Source organism: Desertihabitans aurantiacus (assembly GCF_003344635.1).
In the GTDB taxonomy this organism is placed as follows: Bacteria; Actinomycetota; Actinomycetes; order Propionibacteriales; family Propionibacteriaceae; genus Desertihabitans; species Desertihabitans aurantiacus.
Map to the genome: position 1 here is coordinate 1 of NZ_QPKK01000397.1, position 2395 is coordinate 2395.

3 protein-coding genes are annotated in these 2395 nt (G+C 75.9%); all 3 read right to left on the reverse strand.

Features of this window, described 5'->3' with window-relative positions; all coding sequences use genetic code 11:
- The coding region (locus DVA66_RS19445; protein ID WP_332872894.1) for a double zinc ribbon domain-containing protein at window positions 1–233 on the reverse strand (233 nt) is incomplete at its 3' end.
- Between the two features lies 1 nt (window position 234).
- Window positions 235–1515 (reverse strand): vWA domain-containing protein, encoded by a 1281-nt coding sequence (locus DVA66_RS19450; protein WP_114561469.1) that lies wholly within the window; start codon window positions 1513–1515, stop codon window positions 235–237.
- 24 nt (window positions 1516–1539) lie between these two features.
- The coding region (locus DVA66_RS19455) for a PP2C family protein-serine/threonine phosphatase (protein ID WP_114561470.1) at window positions 1540–2395 on the reverse strand (856 nt) is incomplete at its 5' end.

A 2395-nucleotide genomic window follows, 5' to 3' on the forward strand; every position in this document is an offset into this window, starting at 1 on the left:
CGCGGCGGGGTGCCCGTGGTGAAGTCGTAGCCGCAGGCCTCGCAGAACAGGGCGTCGGCGGCGTTGCCGGCCGAGCAGTGCGGGCAGGTGCGCCCGCCGGCGTCCTCCGTCGTCCCCGCGCCGCCGGACGACGGTGAGGGGGCGGCCGGTGCGGGGCCGGCCTGGATCGGCGCGCCGCAGACGTCGCAGTAGTCCTCGGCGGTGGACTGGTGGCCCTGGGGGCAGGTGGTCATCTCAGCTCCGGATCCGGGTCGTCTTGGTCGAGGCGGTGTCGAGGGCCATCTCGTCGGCCCGGTCGACCTGGCGCTTCAGCCGGACGGTGCCGGCCTCCTCGTCGTCGATGTCGACCACCCGTCGCAGCCGGCTGGTCGCCGCCTCGTCGCCGGTGGCCGCCGCGAGCTGCACCGCCCGACCCAACCGTACGGTAGCGGTGCCCTCGTCCCCGGCGGCCTTGGCGGCCAGCCCCTCCTGGATGGCCCGGGCCAGCTCGGTCTGGCCGGTGTAGTGGGCGACCTCGGGGCTGATCCGGGTGGTCAGCTGGTCGTCGGCCGACCACTGCGCCTTGACCAGGCCCTGGCTCAGCACCTCCCCGCCGACCGCCAGCTGCACCCGGGCGGCCAGCTGCTCCTGGCCCAGCGCACGGGCGGCCAGGCGGACCGCGACGTGGTAGTCGCGCGACTCATCCCCCCAGGAGCCGGTGGGGAAGCCGCGGGTCAGCGCGTTCACCGTCACCGCGCGGTCGGTGAGCTCCTCCACCGTGGGCGCGACCTGCCGGACGAAGAGCAGCTCGGCCCCCTGCGGCACCCACACCCGCAGCTCGGCCTCGGCGACGCCGCGGGCCATCGAGGTGCGCATCAGCTCGCCGAACACCTCGGCCATCTGCTCGGGGCGGGGGATGATGTCGACGGTGCCCAGCAGCGCCCGGGCGATCCGGCGGAGCTCCTCGACCTTCCACTGCACCCCGACGCCGCGGCAGTCGCACTGGAACACCCCGGTGGCCGCCCGGACCGCCTCCTCCAGCTCCTCGGGGCGCTCGTTGTGGTTCTCACCGTCGGTGAGCAGGATCGCGTGCTTCTGCGTCAGCCCGGGCACCGAGCCGAACAGCGCGGTGGTCAGCCGCAGCCAGCTGCCGATCGCGGTGCCGCCGTCGGCGCGGAAGGTCTGCACCGCCCGCGCGGCCTCGGCGCGGGTGCGGGCGTCCATCCGCACCATGCCCGGCCCGGTCTGCACCGCGGGGTAGGCGAGGTAGGCGCGGTGGTTGCCGGCCACCACGGCGAACCAGGTGCCGTCGACGACCTGCTCCAGCGCCGCGGTGGCGGCCTGCTTGGCCGCCTCCATCCCGGCCTGGCCCATCGAGCCCGACGTGTCGACCACGACGATCTCGCCGGCCTCGCCGCTCCCGGCCCGTCCAGCCACACCGGCCTCGCTGCAGGTCACCGTGACGATGGCGTGGACGTCGGTCCCGCCGTCGGGCAGGAACTCGTTCTGGTAGACGTCGGTCCCGAACCGGGCCATGGTGCTCCTAGCAGTCGGCTGGCCTCAGTATGCCGAAGCCCCCGCCGCCGGTGGGACGTCGTCCCCGACCCGGGCCAGCGCCACCGTGACGTTGTCCTGCCCGCCCTGCTCGTTGGCCCAGCCGACCAGCGCCCCGGCCAGCTCCAGCGGGTCGCGGTGGCCCCCGGCGACGAGCCGGCCGACCAGCTCGTGCACCCGGTCGGCGCGGGAGACGTAGTTCCACAGCCCGTCGGAGCAGACCAGCACCCAGCCGGGACGGTCCAGCGGCAGCGAGCCGGTGAGCGCCATCGTGTCGGGGGAGTCCGAGCCGAGCCAGCGGGTGATGGCGTGCGCGCCGGCGCTGCTCTCGGCCACCTCGCGCTCCACCCCGGCGGCGATCCGCAGCGCGGCCACCGAGTCGTCGACGCCGAGCTGCTCACCCGGTCCGCCGTCGGGCAGCCAGTAGACGCGGGAGTCGCCGACCAGCCCCCAGACGCACAGGTCGCCCTCGACCACGGCCGCGGCGAAGGTGCAGGAGGGGGCGTTGTCGCCGGCGGGGTCCGACCCGTCCACCACCGCCTGGTGGGCGGCCTGGCCGCCGTCGACCATGGTGGCCTCCATCGCCGCGGCCCGGCTCTCCGGGGTGCCCAGCCCGACCGGACGGTGCTGGTCGAGCAGGTCGCGGGCGGCGGTGGCGGCGGCCATCGAGGCCCGGTCGGAGTCGGGGGCGGTGGAGACGCCGTCGCAGACCACCAGCACGGCCCGGCGCACCGGCTCGTCCTCAGCCGCCAGCGCCATCGCGTCCTCGTTGCGGGAGTGCCGCCGGCCGCGGTCGCACACCCCGGCCACCCAGGACGTCGGCCGGGCGGTGAAGTGGTCGCGCGGCGGACGGGCCCGGGCG

Coding starts and splice junctions, on each gene's coding strand:
- DVA66_RS19450 (WP_114561469.1), bottom strand. CDS start 1,515: ATGGCCCGGTTCGGGACCGACGTCTACCAGAACGAGTTCCTGCCCGAC.